The sequence below is a fragment of the Thermogemmatispora sp. genome (assembly GCF_042408735.1).
GTDB lineage: Bacteria > Chloroflexota > Ktedonobacteria > Ktedonobacterales > Ktedonobacteraceae > Thermogemmatispora.
In genome coordinates this window covers 33,034-53,751 of record NZ_JBHOQV010000130.1, presented here as the reverse complement: position 1 = coordinate 53,751, position 20,718 = coordinate 33,034, and the positions used below count along the sequence as shown (strand labels likewise).

Here is a 20,718-nt window from a genome sequence, read left to right as displayed (position 1 = left end):
GGCCAGATTGAGGCGAATGCCCACATGATCCATAAAAGCCGGTAGAAAGAAAGAAATAAAAAGAATACAAGAGAGGAGCAGAGAGCAGCTATGGCGCGCGAGCCTGACTACTATGTGCAGATGATTACGCGGGGGGTACGCGAGGCGCGCACAGCCCTTCAGGGACAGAGCCAGAACGCGGAACGGGGGCAGAGCGGCGCGCTCAGCCGGCGCCGCACCGAGGAGCTAAGCGGACCACTGAACGGTGGCCCGTCCCTGGCCGAGCGTCTCGCTCGCTTCGTCAGCAGCCGACAGCGGATACCGCTCCCCTCTCACTATCGGCCCCGCATCGGGGTGCTCTCGTCCAGCGGCTGCCTGCGAGACGGCGGCTGGCCCGTCTACGCCGGAGACGCCGCCACGGTCAGCGCCATCTTCGAGAGCGGCGGGGAGCCGTTGATCTTACCGACCCTGCCCATGCTGCCAAGCTGCGACCCCTTCGACATCCTGAGGAACGAGGATCTTTTCGAGGAGGTCTTCCGCATCATCTGGCCCGTGGTGCGCAACGTCGACGGGCTGATCTTCGCGGGTGGCGGCGATTTCTACTCCTGCCTCTACGGCGATGCGATGCATCCTCAGACCCAGACACCCGAGCTGTGGCGCGACATCTGGGAGCGCTATTGCGCCCTGCTGGCCTGGTTACTCTGCATCCCCACACTGGGCATCTGCCGCGGCATGCAGGTCATGAACGTGGTACGCGGCGGTGGTCTCTATCAAGACATTCGCACGCAGTGGCCGCGCGGTATGCCGCCCCTGGTTCCCCACCGGGCACGGGGACGCATCACTGCCGACAACTGGGTCGAGCATCCCATTGCCGTCAATCCACGCAGCCACCTGGCCCGCATCTTGCGCGGACCCGAGGCTCGGGGACCGCAGCGGAACTACATCGACGCCGTGCTGTCGATGCATCACCAGATCGTGGGCTACGTGACCCCCGATGGGGAGCTGATTGGCTACCTGGCACCAGGCCAGATTGTGGCAGCGACCGCCCCCGACGGCGTCATCGAGGCCATCGAGGACTGCGATCCGCGCCGCTTCTGGCTGGCCGTGCAGTTCCACCCCGAGTGGGTCGTCTATCTGGGCTGGGCCCACAGCCTCTTCGCCGCCCATGTAGATGCCAGCTACCGCTACGCCTCGCTGCGCCTGGAGGAGCTGGATCAGTTCCTGCCCGAGATCCGCACCTGGCTGCGTGAGTGCGATCAGGCCCTGCTCTATCACCAGGAACCTCCCCTGCTGATCACAACGGTGACCAGCGAGGAGTCAGAGATGGCCTCGCCCGATAGCCTCAACAAGCGTCTGCGGACCCGCCTGCAGCCAGTGCCGGAGGCAGAGGTCTTCCCTTCCTCAGCCCTCTGATCCCCGCTCGCCCTGGCTCGCGGCTGGTCACAGCTCTTACAGGTAACCTGAGCAATAAGTAAAGACAACGCAGAGCAACTGCCAGAGGGAGCGATGCTATCTCATTCGCCAAAACTGAAAAAAGCGGCTTTCCTGAGCGAGCAACGCCTGGACGCGGTGATCGGTGGTCGCCTCTTAAATGCCGGCTGGCTCTGTAGCAGCCTGGGCTTGAGCGTCCTGCAGATGCGCCTTCTGGCCCAGAGCTGGGTCCAGGGTCGAGAGGCCCTGGCAAGCGCGCTGGTAGCCAGCGCCTGGCTGGCCGGCTCACTGCTGGCCACTACCCTGCTGAGCGGAAGCCGACGCGGGTCAGCCCGCCACTGGGGGACGGGCCTCCTGCTCTGCGCCTTCGTGCAGTTGGCCCTGCCCGTGCTGCAACCTCTGCCTGTTTCACTGTGGCCAGCCACGGCTGAGCTGGGACTGCTCGCCGGCTTCTCCTCTTTACTTGGCAACGCCTGGCTGCTGCAGCGTCGCCCCTGGCCGGCGGTTGATGAACGGATCGCCCTGACGCGCGCTGCCCTGGGGACCATGTTCGGGCTAAGCGTAGTCTGGCTGCTGCCGGCCTGGTCGGGCCTGCTCTCCATCATGGGCCTGCTCCCCCTGCTGGCCCTCGACTACTGGCCCGAGGCCAGCGCCCCCCTGCCGACACCAGGGCGCATGGTCGATAACTGGTTCGACCTGACCGAGGGGGCGCGGCGCTGGCGCCTGCAGCTCACGTTTGACTGGCTACTCCAGGGAGGCTGGTGGCGCTATCTGCTGCGCCGTGGACAACTCGGGCTGGTTCTGCTGGCCAGTCCTCTGGCGATTGCGCTCGGCAGCATCTGGAACGCCGTGCCAACACCCTTTGCCTCTATCCTGCAAGAGCAGGGCACATTGCCAACCTTGTTCTGGCTGCTGCTCGGGCAGGCGCTGGCCCTGGGACTGGCCTTTGCCCTGCAGGTTCCTCTGCGCGGCATCCTCGGGCCTCCCGACCGCCTGATTCCCGAACAATGGCGCCCCTGGTGCCAGGCGGTTGCCCTCTGTCAGCCCTTCCTGATGGCGATCTGCCTGCTAGCTCTCGGCCTGCCCAACCTCCAGACGCCAGCCTGGCTGACCATCAGCCTCAGCCTCTATACCCTCGCCGCTACGGTCTGGGGCATCCTGCTCCCCCGCTTGAGACCGAGCCTGAGCACGGTGATCTTCTCCCAGCGCCACCTGCTGCCGCCCGGCCTCTCCCTCGATCAGGGTCAGCTCGCCTACGAGCGTGCCCAGGAGGAACATGTCAATCGCTTCCTCTTTGTGGTCGAGGGACTGCTGACCTTGCTGCTGACCCCGCTGGCCGGCTGGCTGACCGAACGCTGGACCGTCGACGGCCTGCTGATCATCTCCGGAAGAGGGCTTCTGATCACACTGGTACTCTTAGTAAGCCTGGTTGGATCCTGGCAGATGATCAGGTATAGAACAAAAGAGAGCCAACCTGCTGTCTGGCGCCCCACGCCGTGGGAGCGAGTGCGATACCCGCAAGGCCAGCCTTCGCCATCAGGAGCGGCCTCCGCTCGACAGGAACACGCCTCCCTCATCGAGGAGATAGAGCAATTCTTACAAAAGAGGCACTATGAATAACGGAGAACGCCAAGAGTGGTTTATTCCAACCGCTGCCGTGGACGACGAGCGTCAGGGGAGCGCCTGTCTCAGCCAGGCAACCACAGAGCCACAACCGCTGCTCCTGAGCCGTCAGCGTCGGGGAGGGAAAGGGGACCGTTTCCAGGAAGAAGCGACTCAGAGCAGGAACGGGCCAAGACGGTCCGCCCCTGGGACTTTGGCGAGCAATGGAACAGCCAGCGATCAAGCAGCAGAGCGGATGACGGCCAGCGTGTCGATCGAAGGCGGCGGCCTTCTGCTGGCCGGACTGCTCATCGCCACCCTGCTCTACGCCCTGATCGTGTTGCCCCCGATCGAGGCGGCGCTCACGTCACTTGGCGAGACCGCCCTCTCCGAGCGGCTCCCCAAACCAACGGGCGGGACAGCGACCCCTCCGCCCGCTGTCTCGTCCGGTAGGCAGCAGGCGACCCCCACAGCCTTACCGGCAGGCATGAGCTATCTGGCCACGGACAACTTCCAGCGACCCGACCAACGCGGCTGGGGGACCACCAGCGACGGTCATTCCTGGCAGGCCGATGCCCGTCAGGGAGCTATCTTTGCGATCAGGCACCAGCAGGGCCAGCTCAGCAACGGCCAGGGGGCCTACAACGCCATCCTTGGCCCCACCTTCAGCGACGGGGAAATTTTCTTCACAGGGGCTATCAGCAGCTTCCAACAAGCCAATCTCGGCTCGGTAGCGCGCTGGATGGACACCAATAACTGGTATAAAGCCTACCTTGACGGCAGCCAGCTTGTGCTTCTCAAGAGCAGCGGTGGCATGCAGACGCGCCTGGCCGCCGTGCCCTTTGCAGCTCAGGCCAACCGCTTCTACAACCTGCGCTTCCGCGTCCAGGGCGATAGGCTAGCGGCCCGGGCCTGGCCGGTGGGTACCGCCGAGCCGAGCCAGTGGCAGGTGAGCGCGCGCGATGAGACCTTTCAGAGCGGCTTCGGAGGGCTACGCCTGGTCGTAACCTCGACCACCACCATCACCATCAGCGCCTTTCAGGAGCTGGCCCTGACCGCCTCATCGCCCACCTCCGGCTCCGCCAACAGCTACCCCTCGCGAGTCACTCCGCAAGTACTTTTTTGCTACGCAGCCCGCCTCCCCTGCTGACGCGCCCCAGTACTCAAGCCCGCTCAGCCAGCACGTCGCCTCCCGGCTTTCCCGCCGCACTGAGTAATATCATGGGCAGAAGGAGCCAGTGCCGATGCAATCGATGCTCACTGAGCGTCCCGAGATTGCAGAAGAACCCCTCTCTTGCGATCATAGAGAATGAGCGGCGGTATAGTCAGTATCAGCAAGAGAGCAGGCAAGAAGGAGGAGAAGGGCTATGCCTATGCAACAGGAGCGAGGCGGATTTGAAGCCAGCCGGGGCAGGAGCGGCCTCCCCAGCGAACCGACGCTCCGGGTCAATGGCTTGCTGGGAGAGGGCGAGGTTGAGCAGCCGGAGGATGAGCGCGAAGCCTGGAAAGCGGCTTTACCATCCGAAAGCTACGTACCGCGGGTGATGCCCCGCCTGCTGAGCACGGGGGACATGGTCGCCACCTTTCTCATGATTGTCTTCTTCATCACCAACGCCACCACCGCCGTTGCTGGCGGCGCAGCGGCCTTTACCTATTGGGTCCTGGGCGCTCTGGCCTTCTTTATCCCAGGCGTCATCGCCACAGCCCAGCTCGGCGTAATTTTCCCGCACGAAGGTTCGCTTTACAACTGGACCCACAAAGCCTTTGGCGGCTACTGGAGCTTCTTCGCCGCCTTCTGCGCCTGGTTCCCCGGTGTCCTCGTGATCATCAGTGCCGGAGATGTCATCGTCTCCTATTTACAGGGACTCAACCCAGGCTGGCTGACCGAACCCTGGCAGCAGGGCCTCTTTATCATCGTCCTGATCGCTGTGACCAGCGCGCTGGCCATCCAGCGTTACAGCTCGGTACAGAAGCTGGTGAACCTTGTGGCTGGTCTGACCTTACTGGCGGTGGTCCTGCTCGGCCTGTCGGGGCTGGTCTGGCTGCTTAGTGGTCATCCTTCGGCCACCAGCTTTGGCCATCTCTCCGACTGGAGCATCCGTCTAGACAAGAACAGCGGCAACCTCTACCTCTTCGGCCTGATCACTCTGGCCTACCTGGGAACGGAGGTGCCGCTCAACATGGGTGGAGAGGTCGCTCGCCTGCGGGTCATCACGCGCCATCTCTTCTGGGGGGCTTTACTGGTCATTGCCGGCTATGGCATCGCCACCTTCGCCCTGCTGGTCATTGCCGGTCCCCAGAACGGGGCTGCGCCCTTCGCCCTGGTCCACGTGGTCGATCTAGCCCTTGGCAAGTTCACGGGCAATATCGTGGCCTTCTGCCTGATGAGCTTCTTCGTCATGGCAATGGTCGTCTACAACTACGCCTATGCCCGCCTGCTGATGGTAGCTGGCATCGATCAGCGCCTGCCGGTGAAGGTCGCTCGCCTGAATCGCCAGCGGGTGCCAGCCAACGCCATTCTCTTCCAGGCAGCGGTAGCCATCGTTGTGACGGCCTTTGTCTTCCTGCTGGCGCCCTACACCGTCCAGATAACGACCCCAGCCAACCTTTCGACAGAGGTCTACAACATCATGCTGGCCTCCTCAACCCTGGTCTGGGCCTTCTCGGCGGGCTTCCTCTTCTTCAACCTGATCCGGCTCCATGGCATGCGCCATCCCCTGCTCCGCGAGCGGCGCATCGTGCCGGCGCCGATCCTGTGGGGCTGCGTCTTCTGTGGCTCGCTGGCCTGTTTCCTGGCTATTCTCGACACCCTCTTCTACTCGTGGACCAGCCTGATCAGCAACACCCAGTGGTTCATCATCATCAGCGTGCTGACCTTCGCCTACCTGGTGATTGCCGCCATCGGGAGTATGTTTGCCAACAGTGAAGCCAACTGGGAGAGCGCCCGTCTCTAGCCGCAGCCGTTCGTTGCTGGCCGGGGCGGAGCGGGCCTCCCTCTCCCGCCTTCACCAGGCCATCAAAGATCAGCAAGTCAGACCTCTCCTGGCCGCGCGAGCGATTGAGGGACCACGGGGAGAGCGTGGTCCTCAATCTTTGGAGCGCGGGTCAAAGGCGTCGCGCAGGCCGTCGCCGAGGAACGAGAAGGCGACCACGATGAGGGCGAGGACGGTTGTGGGCACCAGGATCTCCCAGGGGTGAGTATTGATGTAGGGGGTGGCATCGGAGATCATGAGGCCCAGGCTGGAGCCAGGGGCCTGGACTCCCAGGCCAAGCAGGCTGATGCCGGCCTCGCCGATGATGGTATTCGAGATGTTGAGCGTCGAGGCTACTACCACGATACTCATCAGATTCGGGATGATGTGGCGAAAGATGATGCGCAGGTCACTGCTGCCAGAGGTGCGCGCCGCTTCGATGAATTGCTGCTCTTTGAGCTGTAGCGTCTGTCCGCGCACGTAGCGGGCCATCAGTGGCCAGACCGTGATGGCCAGAGCCAGCGAGACCAGGAGCAGGCGCCCGTTGCCGTTGGGGCCGATGATCGGCAGCTTGGCCAGAGCGTCGGAGGCTCCCGGGCCAATGATGCCGGTCAGCATAATGGCGAAGAGCAGGCCCGGGAAGGCAAACATCAGGTCGGTGAAGCGCGCCAGCAGCTGATCGATCCAGCCACCGAAGTAGCCGGCCAGCACGCCCACGATCAGGCCCAAGACGATGTCGACGACCTCAACAAGGGCGGCCACAATGATCGAGACCAGCATTCCCTGCATGAGCCGCGCCAGAATATCGCGTCCCAGATCGTCGGTTCCCAGCCAGTACTGGGCCGAGGGACCCTCGTCCTGGCGAATCAGTTCCTCATGGTAGTAGCTATGGTAGACGCTGGCGGGAACCGGGCCATTCTGGGGACTTTGATAGATGCCGCCGATGTGCTGGTAGATGGGGGGCCCAAAAAAGGCGACCAGCACAAAGAAGATGATCAATCCCAGGCTGAACATCGCCCGTTTGTCACGACGAAGGCGGCGCAGGGATTCGCGCAAGGGCGAAGGCGCCCGCCGCTTCTGCTCCATCTCCTCTTCTTCTCCGAGCGGGGTCGCGAGAGGCGGCGCCTCGCTGACCCCGGCGGCCAATTCTAATAGCTCAGCCGGCGGCGGTTGCAGTCCCGCATCAGGCTTGATAAAGCTCTCGCCGGCAGCCTCAGATGGTTTACGCTGTGCATCCATAGACATAGGTCTGCTCCTTCCTCGCCTCCCCTATTCGAGCCTGATGCGCGGATCAACGATCGTGTAGAGAATATCGGAAATGAGATTGCCGATGACGACGCCGACCGCCAACAGGACCACTGTGGCCTGAATGACGGGATAGTCGAGGTCAATGACGGACTGCAGAGAGATGCGCCCGATGCCCGGAATATTGAAGATCTGCTCGATGAAGAAGGTCCCCGCGACCAGCAGGCCAATGGCCACGCCCAGGACGGTCACCAATGGAATGAGGGCGTTGCGCAGAGCATGCCAGTAGATGACGATGCGCTCGTGCAGCCCTTTAGCGCGGGCCGTGCGCACGTAGTCCTGACGGAGCACCTCCAGCATTGTTGTGCGGGCCAGGCGGGCAAAATAGGCGTAGCCAGCCGCCCCGTAGACGATGATGGGAACGATCTTTGGCTGCAGGTCGGCCCAGTCGTATTGCCAGGGCGTCCCCCACGACGAGGAGGGCCAGCTCGCCCCGGTCTTGCTATCAACCCAGACGATAATCACCTGGGCCAGAATGGCAATGACAAAGGGCGGCAGGGCATAGATAATCAGGGCCACACCCATATTGAGGGTATCGATCCAGCTATTGGCCCGGATGGCCGAGAGGATCCCCACGGGGATGCCGAGCAGCAGCTCAACGACGAGTCCCCAGAAAGCCAGCTCTAGCGAGACCGGCACGCCGTCTTTGAGAATGTCCCAGACCGCCCGGTTCTGGTACTTGAAGGACATGCCAAAGTCAAGATGGGCCAGGTGCACCAGGTAGTTGTAGTACTGCTGATACCACGGCAGGTCTAGCCCGTAGGCGTGACGCAGCATCAGCCAGGTGTGATAGTCAAAATGGTCGCCCATCTGGGCCCGAATGGGGTCACCTGGGGCCAGATAGCCCATGATGAAGGTGATGAAGGTGATCCCCACAATCACAAAAATAAGCCCGATCAGGCGCTTGACCAGAAATTGGAGCATCGATGGACTCCCACTCTCTGTTGCGTTGCGTTCCCTTGCCTTGCTTGCTCCCTCACCTCGCCCTGGCACCCGCCTCACCGGTTGCCAGGAGCGCGGGTGCGGAAAGGCCAGGGCGATCGGATCGATGGTCCACAGGATGGTCCACAGCCAGGTTCGTCCATAGGGATAAGTATAGCCAACCAGGTAGATCGGTCCAAGGCCAGGCCAGTCCAGTCCAGCCTGGCCTGGTAACAGGGAAAGCCTGGCATCCTGGACTCCGTGGCCCGCGCCCGTGGCTAGCGCCTGCGAGCTGTGAGTGAGTGCAGAATGCCAGGCTCTACCCACCAGCACAGCGAGCGCTGGCCGCCTGCCTTGCCCGTTTATCTGCCTGCCGAGGAACTGCCGGGGCAGAGGCAGAGGCAGAGCGGGCCGACCAGCGCAGAGTCTCAGACGGTGAAGTAGATGTTGGCCCAGTCGTCGGGTGGAATGACCGACAGGCCATTGTAGACAATGCCGTGCAGCTTCGTGCTCTGCATGAGCTGGATCTTGTTCTGATAAATGGGAATCCAGCCCACGTCATCGACGATCTGCTGCTCGGCCTGGTTGTACTGCTGCATGCGCTGCGTCTGATTCAGGTTGACGTCGGCCTCTTCGAGCAGCTTCTGAACCTGCTGCTGCTTCGCGGCGTCGGTCGAGTTGTTCTGACCGTAGTTCATCTGGTTGTAGCCAGAGCCTTTGTCGAAGAAGACCGACAGGAAGTCCTGGGGGTCAGGATAGTCGGCCAGCCAGCCGGAGATCCAGACCTGCAGGCCATTGGGATTGTTGACGGTCGCGTTCTCCAGAGTGATGAGTTTCTCGTAAGTCGTGCCAACCAGCTTCACGTTCGCTCCGAGGACGTTCTGCCACATCTGGGCGATGGCCTGGGAGGCCTGGACGATGGCCTGGACATCGGTGTAGTAGTTAAAGGTGATGGTTGGCAGCGAGGTCATGTGCTCTTCCTGCAGGCCCTGCTGGAGGAGCTGCTTGGCCTTGGCCTTGTCCCCGGAGAGGCTGCTGACGCCCGCCGGGCCGACCAGGTTGGGATTGTAGCCCGGCATGCCCTTGGGGACAATGTGGTTGGTGGCCTCGACGGCGTTCCTGAAGACCGTCTTCTGCAGCAGCGTCTTGTCGATAGCGAGGGCGAACGCCTGGCGAATGTGGATGTTGTCAAAGGGCTTCACCAGGTAGTTCATGGTGATGTAGCGGATGCGGAAGTTCACGTACTCGTGAAACTCCGGCGAGCTGCGGACAGAGTCGATCTGAGCTGGCGGAACGCCAATCACGCCGGTGTAGTCAAACTGGTGCGACTGGTAGGCGCGGAAGGTCGTGTCCTGATCGCCGGAGATCAGGTACTCCAGCTTCTGGATCTTGGGCTGGGGACCGTAGTAGTTGGGATTGGGGACCAGAACAATTCCTTTGGTGTGATCGTAGCTCTGGACCTTGAAGGGCCCCGCACCACCACCCTCAGTCAGGTGGTCGGTCCACTTGCTGCCGTATTTGTCGATCAGCTTCTTCTCAACAACGTAGGAGCAAGGGTAGGTCAGGGCCTGCAGGAAGTAGGCCGCCGGCTTGCTGATCTTGATCACGACCGTATTGGGGTCAGGCGCCAGCAGGCTATCGCCGATCAGGGTCGGGATCTTGCCGCTGGTGATCTTGTCGTAATCCTTGATCAGGTTCAGATAGTAGGCAACCTGAGACTTGGTGGCCGGCTCCAGGGTGCGGTTGATACTGTAAATAACGTCCTGCGAGGTGAGCGGCGTGCCGTCACTGAATTTCAGGTTGGGCCGCAGGTGGAAGGTGTAGGTCAGCCCATCGGAGGAGACCTCATGAGATTGGGCTAGCTGGTCACGGAGCTGCACATTGTGATCCCACTCGACCAGACCAGTCCAGATGGACTGAATGGTGTTGGCGTCCACGGCTAGCTGCACCAGCGCCGGGTCAAGGGTGCCAAAATCGGTCGCCCCAATGGGAATGCGCAGCACTTGCTTGTCAGGTGGCGCAACTTGTGTGCTGCTGGTGCCGCTCTGACCGCCTCCACAGGCAACAAGTAGCGCGATGAGGCAGAGCAAGGCCGGGATGAAGGCCAAAGGAAATGGTCTGCTCTTACGCACGGGTAACCTCTCTTCTGGCTTCTGTCCTGTCGGGACGGAGAAGATGGTAATGAGTGGCTTCTACCAGCCGGCACCGACTGGTAGAATAAAGAAGACGCTTCCTGCTACGCGCGCCCGTAAGGACCGCGACGTTTCTGCCTGTGCACCGTTGCCTCCTTTCGCTCGCTGAAACGTCCGCTCGACTCCCTTCCTTGTAGCAGGCTGAGCTGTATAGATATTACGTCCATTCCAGGAGGAATCTCTCAACAATCGGCACCTGCCCGCTCGCTCTTGATTGCCAGGCTCCCCAGCGATTTTGACTTCCTGTTCCCTCCCGTCGACGATGCCACAGCATAGCCTTTACTGCGCTCACATGGCTAACCCGCTCTTCCACCGCAACCCTGATCAGCAGCCGCTAGACAGGCTGCATCAGCTCCTCTCTCCCTCCAGCCTCGATTTTAAAGACTATAAGAATAATTCTCTGTCTGGAGCGGGCCAGACCAGTCCGATGGCGACGATCCGTACGGGCCGCCTTCTGAGACAGGTCACGCCCTTCTTTGGTGAGGAGGATGGAATAGCCACTTTCCGGTAGTTAGCTATCCGATAGTTATATATAGGTCCTGCCACTTCTGGCAGAGAGGAGGGAGAGGGCTGCTCTGGGAACGGAGCCAGAGCGACCGTTTCTCCTCCGCCAGGGGCCTCCAGCTTTCAGCGCACCAGGGGTACCAGCGTCTTGACGCGACTCAGCTCCTGGCGTCTCCGCTGGCAATAGCCCAGGTAATCATCGAGGACGCGCAGCGAATGAGGGTCCATACGCCGCCGCAGCTCCTCCTCCGTGAGCCAGCAAGGACGGCCCTCGACCCCAGTCCGCAGGTGCCCACCGCGCACGCGCCCCCGATAAACAAAGCTGACCGTGCTCAAAGCTCGCCAGTCGGTCGGCACCAAGGAATAAAAATTAATCAGATCATCGGCCTCCAACAGCAGCCCCGTCTCCTCGCGTCCCTCGCGTTCTGCAGCTTCGCGCGGATGCTCCCGCCAGGTCAGAAAGCCGCCAGGAAAGACCACTCGTCCGTTAGGCTGAAGCATCACCAGGTAGCGCCCCTGCTCTTCAACCACTACTGCCGCGCTGCCAAGGGGCGGCAGCTTGCCGCCGAGCAGCATATTGAGTAGATTAAAACAAAAGCTGACAACACGCTTCAGGTATGTATAAAGCCTCGTTTTCATCGTCCTCATAGCCAGGTCCTATCGTTCTTTCTGGTTGGTTACCACACAAGCACCCGTCCGCCTGCAGTGGCGACAGCGGTTGTGGTACAGGAGAGAGCATACTGCGGCCCTGTCACAATCGGCACGAGGCCCTGTCTCAAGCCTGTCGCAATCTCATCATCAAGTCATCGCCGGGCCAGGGACCAGAGCGGTCCGGGGCAGGCAGCCCTTGGCTGCTTATGCTATGCTCAGAAAAAGATACGCTCCCCCAAGGTTCGGCGTTGTAGGCCAGGCGGGCCAGGAGCGAATCGCTGGGGGCCAGCCAGAGCACGACAGGCCCGGGCAAGGCCGGAGGAGGAGGAGAAAGAAGAAGAGAAGACAAGGGAAGGGCAAGGCAAGGCGCCCCAGGGGAGCCAACCAGCAACAGTCTTACCAGAGAGCAGAGCAAGGAGTAGCCGACCAATGCAGCTAGAGACTCGTCCTTTGCAGCTCACACTGAGCACGCCCTTTCGCATCTCACGCGGCGTCGAAGAGGTCGCCGAGAATCTGCTTGTAACCATCAGCCACGCTGGTCTCAACGGCTATGGAGAAGCAGCGCCCTCAGCCTACTACGGAGACACGCTTGCCACCACGCGGGCCTGTCTGGAGCGCTTTGCCGGGGAGCTGGGAGACGACCCTTTCCTCATTGAAGACATTCTGGCGCGCCTCGACCAGGCGATTGGGCACAGCGCTGCCGCCAAAGCCGCCATTGACATGGCTCTCTACGACCTCGTTGGCAAGCAACTGAACCTGCCGCTTTACCGTCTGCTTGGTCTCAACCCTGAGCGCACTGCCCTGACCTCCTTCACCATCGGCCTCGACACTCCCGAGCGCATGGCCGAGAAAGCAGCCAGCGCTCGCGACTACCCCATTCTCAAGATCAAAGTTGGGACCAGGCATGACGTCGAGAACGTGCGGGCCATCCGCGCCGTCTCGCAAGCCATCCTGCGCGTCGACGCCAACGCCGGCTGGAGCGTCAAAGAAGCCATTCGCACCATCAACGCCCTGGCAGAATATGGCATCGAGTTCGTCGAGCAGCCCATTGCGCCCGGCGATCTGGAGGGCCTGCGCCTCCTCCGCCAGCAGGTACCAGTCCCCATCATCGTTGACGAGAGCTGCGTCTCTCTGGAGGATATCCCGCGTCTGGCCGGCTGTGTTGATGGCATCAACATCAAGCTCATGAAATGCGGCGGCATCAACCGGGCCCTTAAGCTGATCCACGCTGCCCGCGCCCATCATCTCCAGGTCATGCTCGGCTGTATGATCGAAAGTTCGCTGGCCATCACAGCCGCCGCTCATCTAACACCGCTTGTCGACTACGCCGACCTGGATGGCCACCTCCTTATCAACAACGACCCCTTCAGCGGAGTACGAGTCGTTGAGGGGAAGCTGGTCCTGCCCGAGGCCCCTGGCCTGGGAGTCACCCCCCGTCCCTGATGTCAGCCAGCGCTCTCCGGACGCGGCAGCTCAGCCGAAGGCAAGCTCAATCCAGGAAGGAAGGCAGGCAGGAAGGGGAGAGGAGAAGGTCAAGAAGAGGGGGTGGGGGCGAGCGCAAGAGGAGAGAAGGCACCCCTAGAGAAAGGGAGATGGGAAGGCGTTGAAAGGCGTTGCAGAGGGATAGAACGACCCTGGCCTGACGGGAGAGCCTCCCAGGCAGGTTCCACTTCTTGGCGCGGCCCTTCCCTCTCCCTCAGGGGAACAGCCGAACGGCGGTCATCAGCCGGCCGCCATTACCTGGTGAGCCAGCGATCGGCCTCACCCACGGCGCGAGCGACGGAGCTTGCGACGCAGATTGGCCGCCTTGCGTTTGCGGCGGTCCTGCGGACTCTCATAGCGCGCGCGACGGCGGGCCTCCGAGAGAATGCCATCCTGCTGCACGCGGCGGTTAAACTTCTTAAGGGCGACATCAAACGGCTCGCCCGGATTCACCTTGATCTCGCTCATCGAGAAAACCAGCCCCTATCTAGATCTGCCGCTACCCGCAGCGGCCCGCATGCAGCCCGCCGTCGGTAACAGGCATTAAATAGAAGGATGAGAAAGGCAGCAATGATTCACAACATCAACGAGGAAGGAGCGCAAGCCAGCGCCCCGCTACGAAGAGGCTGAGCGGGCCACGCCCATCTCGATTGCTCCCAGTATAGCATACTTTGCAGGCGGGATGCTATCTTTTCTCTGCTTTTCCCACAGACTACAGCGATGCCCAGCCAGAGCATGGCCAGAGACCCCAGCGTCAGCTCAGCCTTTCGCAGGCACCCGCTCCCCTGCCGACCGGCCAGGCCGACCAGCAAGGACCACGATGGCCGAGATCCTTTGGCAACCCAGCATACTGAGTGAGGACCGACGGCCAGCTACGGTCGGCCTCCTGCGGCCACGATCCGGCTGTTTCCAGGTGGGCATTTCCGCCCCACTTAGCTGTAAGAGAGCATAGTATTTTTTCTTCCATCAATCATAGATTGGACTGCGTTCATCTTCTCAGGAAGAGTAAGAACCAGAATCGCCAGAAAGTCAAGGAGAGAGTAGGGCACTTTACAGAGAAAGTTCATCTCGGTATACTGAGCTATCATTGCAAGGGCAAGGGCCAGCAGAGGTCGCCCCGAGAGAGCCGAGAGAAACCGCAGTCCTCACACAGGGGATCTGGTCCAGAAGGCGGGAGGTACTTCCACAGGAAGCTCCCGCTGGCACAGGGGAGCCTTCAGGCAGGAAGCAGCACCCGGCCGTTGGCGCAACTCCTCAAGAAAGACTGGCGGCGTGGAGAGAGATCCGGAGCCGCCCGCCCAACTTCTGCACAGCATATTGGAGTCTTGTGCGCCCTCAGCAAGATATTATTTATTTAGGAATGTCAGCCCACGCAAGGGCGACGCCCCGATAGGGGGAGAGCAGCCAGGGCTACCTTGAGCCAGAAGAGCCGCAACGCTTGAGGAGGGCTTGCAGGGTCCCTATCCTCTCCCCGTTCGATAGGAGCGCTCTGGAGGGGCGTCTCAATCCCACGCTGACGGAAGGAGGAAGGAAGGCCATCTTCCTCCCCTGAGTGGGTCCTGGGGTCTCCGGCGGCCAATCCTCAGGAAGATTCGCGGGAGCCACCCGAGAGAAACACAAGCGACTGGAGAAGAAGAGCATATGCCAACGCGCGATGATGCCTACCGTCTGGTGACTGAGCACGTAAAAAATTTGAATCTGCAGCGTCACATGCTGGCCGTTGAGGCCGCCATGCGTTTCTATGCTCGCAAATATGGAGAAGACGAAGAGCTGTGGGGCATTACCGGCCTGCTGCACGACTGCGACTATGAGGAATATCCCGACCTACAGCAGCACACCCGCGTGCTGGCCGGCTGGCTGCGGGAGGCCGGCTACGACGAGCGCATTATCTACGCCATTCTGGCCCACAACGATCTCAACGCCGAGACCCATCCACGCAACGATCTGCTCTCCAAGGCCCTTTATGCCTGCGACGAGATCACTGGCCTCGTGACAGCAACCGCCCTGGTGCGGCCCAACAAGAGCATTCTTGGGCTAGAGGTCTCGTCGGTGCGGAAAAAGATGAAAACGAAGGGCTTCGCCGCAGGTGTTAACCGCGACGATATTATTCGCGGGGCTGCCGAGCTGGGCGTCGACCTTGATGAGCACATTGCCAACGTCATCACAGCCATGTCGACGATCGCCGACGAGCTGGGGCTGGCCGGCACGAGTTCCGAGAATGGCGCCACGCCCAGCCCTGGGCGTCAAGTAAGTCAGGCGAACCAGCCGGCGCGCAGCGAATAGTCCCGCCTTGTCGGGAAAGCAAGCGCGCCGTCAGAGGGCCACGGTCAGGGAAGGAGTTTCCATGCTGCCAGGGCACCGCCAGCCGCGAGGAAAAGAGAAATCCAAGCGCTACTTTACCGCCAGCGAGGTGGCAGCCTTCGAGTACTGTCCACTGGCCTGGTGGCACGAGCAATACGAGCCGGCAGCGCAGGCGGACAGCGAGGAGCTGTTTGCGCGCATGGTCGAACTGGAGCACGAGCATGGTCCCCAGGCCACAGCGCTGCCGGAGTACCAGCTTCACGAGCGCCTTCTGCTGCGGCGAGGGGCCTTCGACACCGGACAGGAACAGCACCGGGAGCACGCGCAGGCAGTCGAAGACGTGCACGACGAGGGGCGAGCGCAGCCCTTCTCGGGCTGTAGTCGCCGGCTGACGCTGGCCGCCGTGGCGCTCCTGATCTGTGCCATCGTACTGATCGCCGCCGCCGTTTTCTTACGCTGACCGGTCGGCTGGGGTCGCGCGCTCGCCTCGCTCAAGGCCGCCCGGAGCAGGAGAATCCTGTCAGGCACGAGCGAGTAGCGCGCCATGAGCAACAGAGAGCAGATGGATGAACCATGCTCAATAGCATCCTGCTTTCGCTTGGCCTGGCTGTACTGCTCATCGCCATTGCGCTCTTGCTCCTGCTGCGCAACGAGCGCGCCGCCCAGCGCGCCCGCTTGCTGGCCGAGCGCCAGCGTGCTCTGGGACTGCCCGAGGGGACACTGGTTTATGAGGACGCCGATGGCCAGGGGGAGCCATTGGTCGCCAGCAGCTACCCGCTTGTTGGTAAGCCCGACTACATAGTCGAGTTACCGGATGGGCGGCCTGTTCCCATCGAGCTGAAGCTGCAGGTCCACAATGCCACCGCCCCCTACAGCAACCACATCGTTCAGATCGGCGCCTACTGCCTGATCCTGGAGGACTACTTTCCGGTTCCTCCAACGCACGGCATCTTGCGCTACGCCGACAACGAGTTTACTGTCGAATACACTCCGGCCCTGCGACGCAAAGTGATTCGTCTGCTGGAAGAGATGCAGCGCTGCAGCGCCGAGCAACCGCCAGCCCTCGCCCGCCAAAAAGCCTCTAAATGTCGCTCCTGTCCCTTCCAAAGTATCTGTCCCATCGGGCGGCGCTGGTAGCCAGCGCGGCCGGAGTCCCAGACTGGAGCCGGGAGTTGACAGCCATGCCCGGGGGGACTAAACTGAAGCCAAGAACAAGGACAGCGCGCGGGGCCGCAGGTGGGCAACGGAGTCACCCCTTCTCCTCTCTGTTCCGTCCTTGCCCTGTTGATAGAGAGAACAGCACAAGCCACCAGCAAGCAGCATGGCTTGAAAACACTGACTGCATCTTGTTTGGTCTGGGAGAAAAGTCATTCTCATGGCGAGCGAAATCATAGAACTCAGCGGACATATCATCGACTCCTGGACGTTGCCGCGCGCCTGGGACATCATCATGGACCGCGGCGGTGACTTCCTGATTCAGGAGATTCAGGTCGGCAAGCACAAGAGCGAGCCGAGCTACGTGCGCATGGAGATCAAGGCCAACGACGAGCAGACCCTCGATCTGATTATCTCGGAACTGCAGCAGCTTGGGGCGATGCTCGTCAATGGCCACGACGTGCGCACCGCGCGCGTGGAACAGCGGGGAGTCCTCCCCGAGGGCTTCTATTCAACAACCAACCTGCCAACCCAGGTGCGATTGAACGGACAGTGGATCGACGTTGAGCGCATCGAAATGGACGTCGCGATCGTCATCGATCGCGAGCACCGCCGCGCCTACTGCAAGCCAATGCACGAGGTCGAGGTCGGCGACGAGGTAGTGGTCGGCCATGAGGGCATCCGCGTCCACTCTTTCGAGCGGGCCCGCGAGCGCGAGATCTTCGCCTTTATGCAGAGCGATGTCTCCTCAGAGAAGGCCAAGATCCTGATGATTCAGCATATCGCGCGCCAGATGAAGGAGACCCGGGTCCGTGGGGGCAAGATTCTCTTTGTGCTCGGCCCGGCGGTCATCCATACGGGGGCAGGCCGCTATGTGGCGGAGCTGATCCGGCGCGGCTACGTGCAGGTGATTTTTGGGGGGAACGCTATTGTGACCCACGACGTGGAGTCGGCCCTCTTCGGTACCTCGCTCGGCGTCGATCTGCGCACCGGCGAACAGGTCGAGGGCGGCCACCGCAATCACCTGCGCGCGATCAACGCTATCCGAGCGGTCGGTTCCCTGGAGAAGGCGGTTGAGGTGGGCCTGCTCCGCGAGGGCCTGACCTATGAGGCGATCAGGCATAAGGTGCCGATGGTGCTGGCTGGCTCGATTCGCGATGACGGCCCAATGCCGGGTGTGATTACCGATATGCAGGAAGCGCAGCGCCAGATGCGCCAGGCTTTGCAAGGCGTGGAGATGGCCATCATGGTGGCCTCGATGCTGCACGCCATCGCTACCGGGAACCTGCTGCCGGCCACGGTGCGGACCGTGGTGGTGGACATCAATCCGGCGGTAGTGACCAAGCTGGCCGATCGCGGCAGTTTCCAGGCTGCTGGCCTGGTGACGGATGCCGAGCTTTTCCTGCGCGAGCTGGTCGAAGCCTTGCGACGCGAGGACGTTCTCAGCGACCTGGCAACCCTGGAGGCCGGTGCCGCCCACGCTTAGCGAAGGCTACCCTCTTGCTGTCAGCAGCAGCCTGGTCCAGTTTGCCCCTGCCTCTTGGCCTTACGTTACGTCACGCACAGGCTGACGGGGTAGGGGTTTTTGTGCTAGACTGATGGCTGGTTGCCTGGTCAGGCGGCAACCTGTCTTTTCGCTCCGACAGCTCTCCTGCCGACAGGGCTGTGCCTGGCCCGGCTCGCCATTATCGGGCTGGGGGGAAGCCAGGCAAGAACCAACTGCAGGAACCGCGGGCCAGTGGCCAGGCGACGAACGACGGCGGGAACCATCCCTTTAGGCTGATGTCTCCCTGGAAAGGGCCTGTCTCACAACAATGACCCCACAAGAGAAGCTCACAGATCGTCAAGAACAGTCTGCGGAAGTGCTCTCCTCTCTCTCCACGCCATCGCTACCCTCCAGAGGACTCTGGTGGCGCTTGCGCATCGATGGGTTGCTTCTGGTGGTGACGATGGTTTGGGGAAGTACGTTCCTGGTAACGAAGTATGCTATCCATTTCGTCGGCCTCTTTACCTATCTCGGCTACAACTTCGGCATCGGTGCCCTGACGCTGGCCTTGCTCTTTCGCCGGCGCTTACGCCATCTGACGGGAGCAGAGCTGCGTAGCGGGATAGTGCTCGGTCTGCTGCTCTTCAGCGGCTACGCGCTGCAGACCCTGGGGCTGCAGTATACTATCACGAGCAAGGCTGGCTTTATTACGGGCCTTTACATTCCTCTGGTACCTCTCTTCTCCGTCCTGCTACTGCGCCAGCGCCCTTCGTTAGAGGCAGGGCTTGGCTTCGTCTTTTCGCTGCTGGGCCTGACACTGCTCTCGGTGAACAAGGACTTCAACCTGAGTTTCGGTCTCGGGGAAGCGCTGATTCTGGGCTGCGCTGTCGCTTTCGCCCTGCATATCGTCTGCATTAGCAAGTTTGTGGTGGGAGCCGAGGCGCTCAACCTGGCAGTCGTCCAGTTGGCTACCACCTCGCTGCTGAGCCTTACGACGGCTGTGTTCACCCATGAGGGGCTGTTGCTACCGGCCAGCTTCCCGATCTGGGGGGCAGTCCTTTTTATGGGGGTGATAGATATCGGCTTCTGCATGGGAGCGATGAATTGGGCCCAGCAGCATATCAGCAGCACACATGCGGCGCTGATCTACGCCTGTGAACCAGTGTGGGCGGGGATCTTTGGAACGCTGGCAGGACAAACCTTAAGCGGCCTGGCCTGGGTGGGCGGCGCCTGCATCTGTTTGGGAATGGTGATGGGCGAGGTGCGCCTGGCCGCGCTGCTGAAGGGCTGGCGCCGCTCCGCCTAACCAGGGAGCTTCCCCCCGCTCCGTCGCCGGCAGCGCGGCAGAGGGGCAGTCACGTCAAGAGAGCTGGAAGCTACCGTATCGCTCCGACTGATCGCCTTGATCACGCCTAGCATCGAGGGACTGGTGACGCCCATCGGCCTGCTCCAGGAGCTGTCGGCGCAGGGCGAGGCTCTCCCAAGTCAGGTCGACGCTCATCACCAGGTCGGGTAAGAGGACAGGGTCGCTGATGGAGGCAGCAACCTTTCTGGCCAGCTCGCTCAGCTCAGGGAAGCGGGCACAGACCAGGACTACCAGCATGGGCCGCAGCTCATTGAGCCGTTCTATGCGCTCCTTCCGGCGCCCCTTCTCTCTCTCCTCTACAACCCTCGGCCAGAATCATCTGGTCAATGTCTGTTTGTTTCAGCTCCTGAAAGCAACCTGTCAGCATAGCGAACTGCTCCTTTAGCCACAGACGCTCGTTATCAGGAGCCTCGGCCCAGACCAGGGCAGGCCAGGGCAGCGCTTAAAAAGCCGATAGTCAGCCAAGCATAGCACCCTGATCCCCCTGGACGCCGCTGCATCTCCACAATCAGCTCGCGACGTAGCCCGCGCGCGTCAACGGCAATAGGGGCGGCGTGCCACGACGGCCCGAGCGCAGCAGCTCTTCCGCCGGCCTGTCCCAGCGTTTCAAGACGTTGAGGTGGAACTCGCGTACCTTCTTCCGGCCAGGCAAATCACGCTGGTAGGGCATGAGGGGCGCAGCGCAGAGGAATACTCACGCTGGCGACCGGGTAGAGGGGTCCAGCCCTGCGCTCTGACATCCACCCTTGACAGCGGACAACAGATATGTTATGCTTCTCCTGACCCGAGTGTTACGAACTGCAACGATAGCAGAACACCGTCAACACCACCAAAGACAAGAGAACATCACCAACAGCGGCGATCACGCGAGACATGTCCCCTCCGTAGGGTACCCAGAGAGGCAACGCCAGCGGCTGCAAGCGTGCCTGCCCAAAGGAGACTCACCTCCTCCTCTCGTCGTTTCTGGTCGTTCTGCTCGCCAGCGAGCCAGGCGGTGGACCATCGAGCCGGTTAGAAGACAAGAGCAGGCCGACCCAGCGAGAGGAGCACTGTGGGTTTTGGGATACCCCTCGCCAGCCTGTACCGAGCCAGTAAGGTACACGCTTCGACCCCGTTAGCGGTCGCACGAGCGCAGGTCATTACGGGCATGTATATTACAAGCGCGCATGCTTGTGTATCTGCTCCCTGCTTGTTGTCCGCCAGAGACCACAAACCGCTTGCTTGTGGATACCGAAAGCCAGAAAGGTTGGACGCAAGCGACCTGCGGAAGATGGGTGGAACCACGAAAGCATCTTTTGCCTTTCGTCCCTGTGGGGCGAAAGGCATTTTTGTTGGTAGGCCCAAACTCAGGGCCATATCCGGTCTGTCGTC

The 20,718-nt window shown here is 61.6% G+C and carries 17 protein-coding genes; 10 read left to right on the top strand and 7 right to left on the bottom strand.

What is annotated here, in order from left to right:
• The first annotated feature begins 90 nt into the window (after positions 1 to 90).
• The 4 genes from ACFMO7_RS13155 to ACFMO7_RS13140 all read left to right on the top strand — a co-directional run bounded on the left by ACFMO7_RS13155 (position 91) and on the right by ACFMO7_RS13140 (position 5,966).
• Positions 91 to 1,392 carry a gamma-glutamyl-gamma-aminobutyrate hydrolase family protein gene (locus ACFMO7_RS13155; protein WP_376795940.1) on the top strand — a complete coding sequence of 434 codons (1,302 nt, stop codon included), beginning with the start codon at positions 91 to 93 and terminating at the stop codon, positions 1,390 to 1,392.
• 93 nt (positions 1,393 to 1,485) lie between these two features.
• On the top strand, positions 1,486 to 3,030 hold the full coding sequence (locus ACFMO7_RS13150; RefSeq protein WP_376795939.1) for a hypothetical protein: 1,545 nt from the start codon (positions 1,486 to 1,488) through the stop codon (positions 3,028 to 3,030).
• Positions 3,023 to 4,162, top strand: coding sequence for a hypothetical protein (locus ACFMO7_RS13145; RefSeq protein WP_376795938.1), 1,140 nt, complete (start codon positions 3,023 to 3,025; stop codon positions 4,160 to 4,162). The genes ACFMO7_RS13150 and ACFMO7_RS13145 overlap by 8 nt, the downstream gene beginning before the upstream one ends.
• Before the next feature lie 217 nt (positions 4,163 to 4,379).
• Positions 4,380 to 5,966 carry an APC family permease gene (locus ACFMO7_RS13140; RefSeq protein WP_376795937.1) on the top strand — a complete coding sequence of 529 codons (1,587 nt, stop codon included), beginning with the start codon at positions 4,380 to 4,382 and terminating at the stop codon, positions 5,964 to 5,966.
• Positions 5,967 to 6,098: 132 nt separating this feature from the next.
• Here ACFMO7_RS13140 and ACFMO7_RS13135 read toward each other — a convergent pair whose 3' ends face one another.
• The 4 genes from ACFMO7_RS13135 to ACFMO7_RS13120 all read right to left on the bottom strand — a co-directional run bounded on the left by ACFMO7_RS13135 (position 6,099) and on the right by ACFMO7_RS13120 (position 11,545).
• The gene (locus ACFMO7_RS13135; RefSeq protein WP_376795936.1) at positions 6,099 to 7,229 is read right to left on the bottom strand and encodes an ABC transporter permease; all 1,131 of its coding nucleotides are present in this window, start codon (positions 7,227 to 7,229) and stop codon (positions 6,099 to 6,101) included.
• A gap of 24 nt (positions 7,230 to 7,253) precedes the next feature.
• Positions 7,254 to 8,543 carry an ABC transporter permease gene (locus ACFMO7_RS13130; protein WP_376795935.1) on the bottom strand — a complete coding sequence of 430 codons (1,290 nt, stop codon included), beginning with the start codon at positions 8,541 to 8,543 and terminating at the stop codon, positions 7,254 to 7,256.
• Positions 8,544 to 8,638: 95 nt separating this feature from the next.
• The gene (locus tag ACFMO7_RS13125) at positions 8,639 to 10,342 is read right to left on the bottom strand and encodes an ABC transporter substrate-binding protein (RefSeq protein WP_376795934.1); all 1,704 of its coding nucleotides are present in this window, start codon (positions 10,340 to 10,342) and stop codon (positions 8,639 to 8,641) included.
• Positions 10,343 to 11,029: 687 nt separating this feature from the next.
• Positions 11,030 to 11,545 (bottom strand): NUDIX domain-containing protein, encoded by a 516-nt coding sequence (locus ACFMO7_RS13120; protein ID WP_376795933.1) that lies wholly within the window; start codon positions 11,543 to 11,545, stop codon positions 11,030 to 11,032.
• Between the two features lie 441 nt (positions 11,546 to 11,986).
• Between ACFMO7_RS13120 and ACFMO7_RS13115 the strand changes: the two genes are divergently transcribed.
• Positions 11,987 to 13,000, top strand: a complete 1,014-nt coding sequence (locus tag ACFMO7_RS13115; protein WP_376795932.1) for a dipeptide epimerase — start codon at positions 11,987 to 11,989, stop codon at positions 12,998 to 13,000.
• A 318-nt stretch (positions 13,001 to 13,318) separates the two neighbouring features.
• Here ACFMO7_RS13115 and rpsU read toward each other — a convergent pair whose 3' ends face one another.
• Complete coding sequence (gene rpsU, locus ACFMO7_RS13110; RefSeq protein ID WP_052890055.1) at positions 13,319 to 13,507, bottom strand: 30S ribosomal protein S21; 189 nt, start codon at positions 13,505 to 13,507, stop codon at positions 13,319 to 13,321.
• Positions 13,508 to 14,680: 1,173 nt separating this feature from the next.
• Here rpsU and ACFMO7_RS13105 point away from each other — a divergent pair.
• From ACFMO7_RS13105 to ACFMO7_RS13085, 5 genes are all read left to right on the top strand, one after another.
• Positions 14,681 to 15,322, top strand: a complete 642-nt coding sequence (locus ACFMO7_RS13105) for an HD domain-containing protein (RefSeq protein ID WP_376795931.1) — start codon at positions 14,681 to 14,683, stop codon at positions 15,320 to 15,322.
• 61 nt (positions 15,323 to 15,383) lie between these two features.
• Positions 15,384 to 15,800 carry a hypothetical protein gene (locus tag ACFMO7_RS13100; protein WP_376795930.1) on the top strand — a complete coding sequence of 139 codons (417 nt, stop codon included), beginning with the start codon at positions 15,384 to 15,386 and terminating at the stop codon, positions 15,798 to 15,800.
• A 113-nt stretch (positions 15,801 to 15,913) separates the two neighbouring features.
• Positions 15,914 to 16,477, top strand: coding sequence for a CRISPR-associated protein Cas4 (gene cas4, locus ACFMO7_RS13095; RefSeq protein ID WP_376795929.1), 564 nt, complete (start codon positions 15,914 to 15,916; stop codon positions 16,475 to 16,477).
• Positions 16,478 to 16,715: 238 nt separating this feature from the next.
• Positions 16,716 to 17,981, top strand: a complete 1,266-nt coding sequence (locus ACFMO7_RS13090) for a TIGR00300 family protein (RefSeq protein ID WP_376795928.1) — start codon at positions 16,716 to 16,718, stop codon at positions 17,979 to 17,981.
• Between the two features lie 430 nt (positions 17,982 to 18,411).
• Positions 18,412 to 19,287, top strand: coding sequence for a DMT family transporter (locus ACFMO7_RS13085; protein WP_376795927.1), 876 nt, complete (start codon positions 18,412 to 18,414; stop codon positions 19,285 to 19,287).
• Between the two features lie 54 nt (positions 19,288 to 19,341).
• On the opposite strand, the gene ACFMO7_RS13080 is transcribed toward ACFMO7_RS13085, so the two are convergent.
• Entirely contained in the window at positions 19,342 to 19,584 is a 243-nt protein-coding gene (locus ACFMO7_RS13080; protein WP_376795926.1) for a hypothetical protein, read from the bottom strand.
• A gap of 271 nt (positions 19,585 to 19,855) precedes the next feature.
• The gene (locus tag ACFMO7_RS13075; RefSeq protein ID WP_376795925.1) at positions 19,856 to 20,017 is read right to left on the bottom strand and encodes a hypothetical protein; all 162 of its coding nucleotides are present in this window, start codon (positions 20,015 to 20,017) and stop codon (positions 19,856 to 19,858) included.
• Between the last annotated feature and the right edge of the window lie 701 nt (positions 20,018 to 20,718).

Coding starts and splice junctions, on each gene's coding strand:
- ACFMO7_RS13155 (WP_376795940.1), top strand. CDS start 91: ATGGCGCGCGAGCCTGACTACTATGTGCAGATGATTACGCGGGGGGTA.
- ACFMO7_RS13150 (WP_376795939.1), top strand. CDS start 1,486: ATGCTATCTCATTCGCCAAAACTGAAAAAAGCGGCTTTCCTGAGCGAG.
- ACFMO7_RS13145 (WP_376795938.1), top strand. CDS start 3,023: ATGAATAACGGAGAACGCCAAGAGTGGTTTATTCCAACCGCTGCCGTG.
- ACFMO7_RS13140 (WP_376795937.1), top strand. CDS start 4,380: ATGCCTATGCAACAGGAGCGAGGCGGATTTGAAGCCAGCCGGGGCAGG.
- ACFMO7_RS13135 (WP_376795936.1), bottom strand. CDS start 7,229: ATGTCTATGGATGCACAGCGTAAACCATCTGAGGCTGCCGGCGAGAGC.
- ACFMO7_RS13120 (WP_376795933.1), bottom strand. CDS start 11,545: ATGAAAACGAGGCTTTATACATACCTGAAGCGTGTTGTCAGCTTTTGT.
- ACFMO7_RS13115 (WP_376795932.1), top strand. CDS start 11,987: ATGCAGCTAGAGACTCGTCCTTTGCAGCTCACACTGAGCACGCCCTTT.
- rpsU (WP_052890055.1), bottom strand. CDS start 13,507: ATGAGCGAGATCAAGGTGAATCCGGGCGAGCCGTTTGATGTCGCCCTT.
- ACFMO7_RS13105 (WP_376795931.1), top strand. CDS start 14,681: ATGCCAACGCGCGATGATGCCTACCGTCTGGTGACTGAGCACGTAAAA.
- ACFMO7_RS13100 (WP_376795930.1), top strand. CDS start 15,384: ATGCTGCCAGGGCACCGCCAGCCGCGAGGAAAAGAGAAATCCAAGCGC.
- cas4 (WP_376795929.1), top strand. CDS start 15,914: ATGCTCAATAGCATCCTGCTTTCGCTTGGCCTGGCTGTACTGCTCATC.
- ACFMO7_RS13090 (WP_376795928.1), top strand. CDS start 16,716: ATGGCGAGCGAAATCATAGAACTCAGCGGACATATCATCGACTCCTGG.
- ACFMO7_RS13080 (WP_376795926.1), bottom strand. CDS start 19,584: ATGCTGGTAGTCCTGGTCTGTGCCCGCTTCCCTGAGCTGAGCGAGCTG.
- ACFMO7_RS13075 (WP_376795925.1), bottom strand. CDS start 20,017: ATGCCCTACCAGCGTGATTTGCCTGGCCGGAAGAAGGTACGCGAGTTC.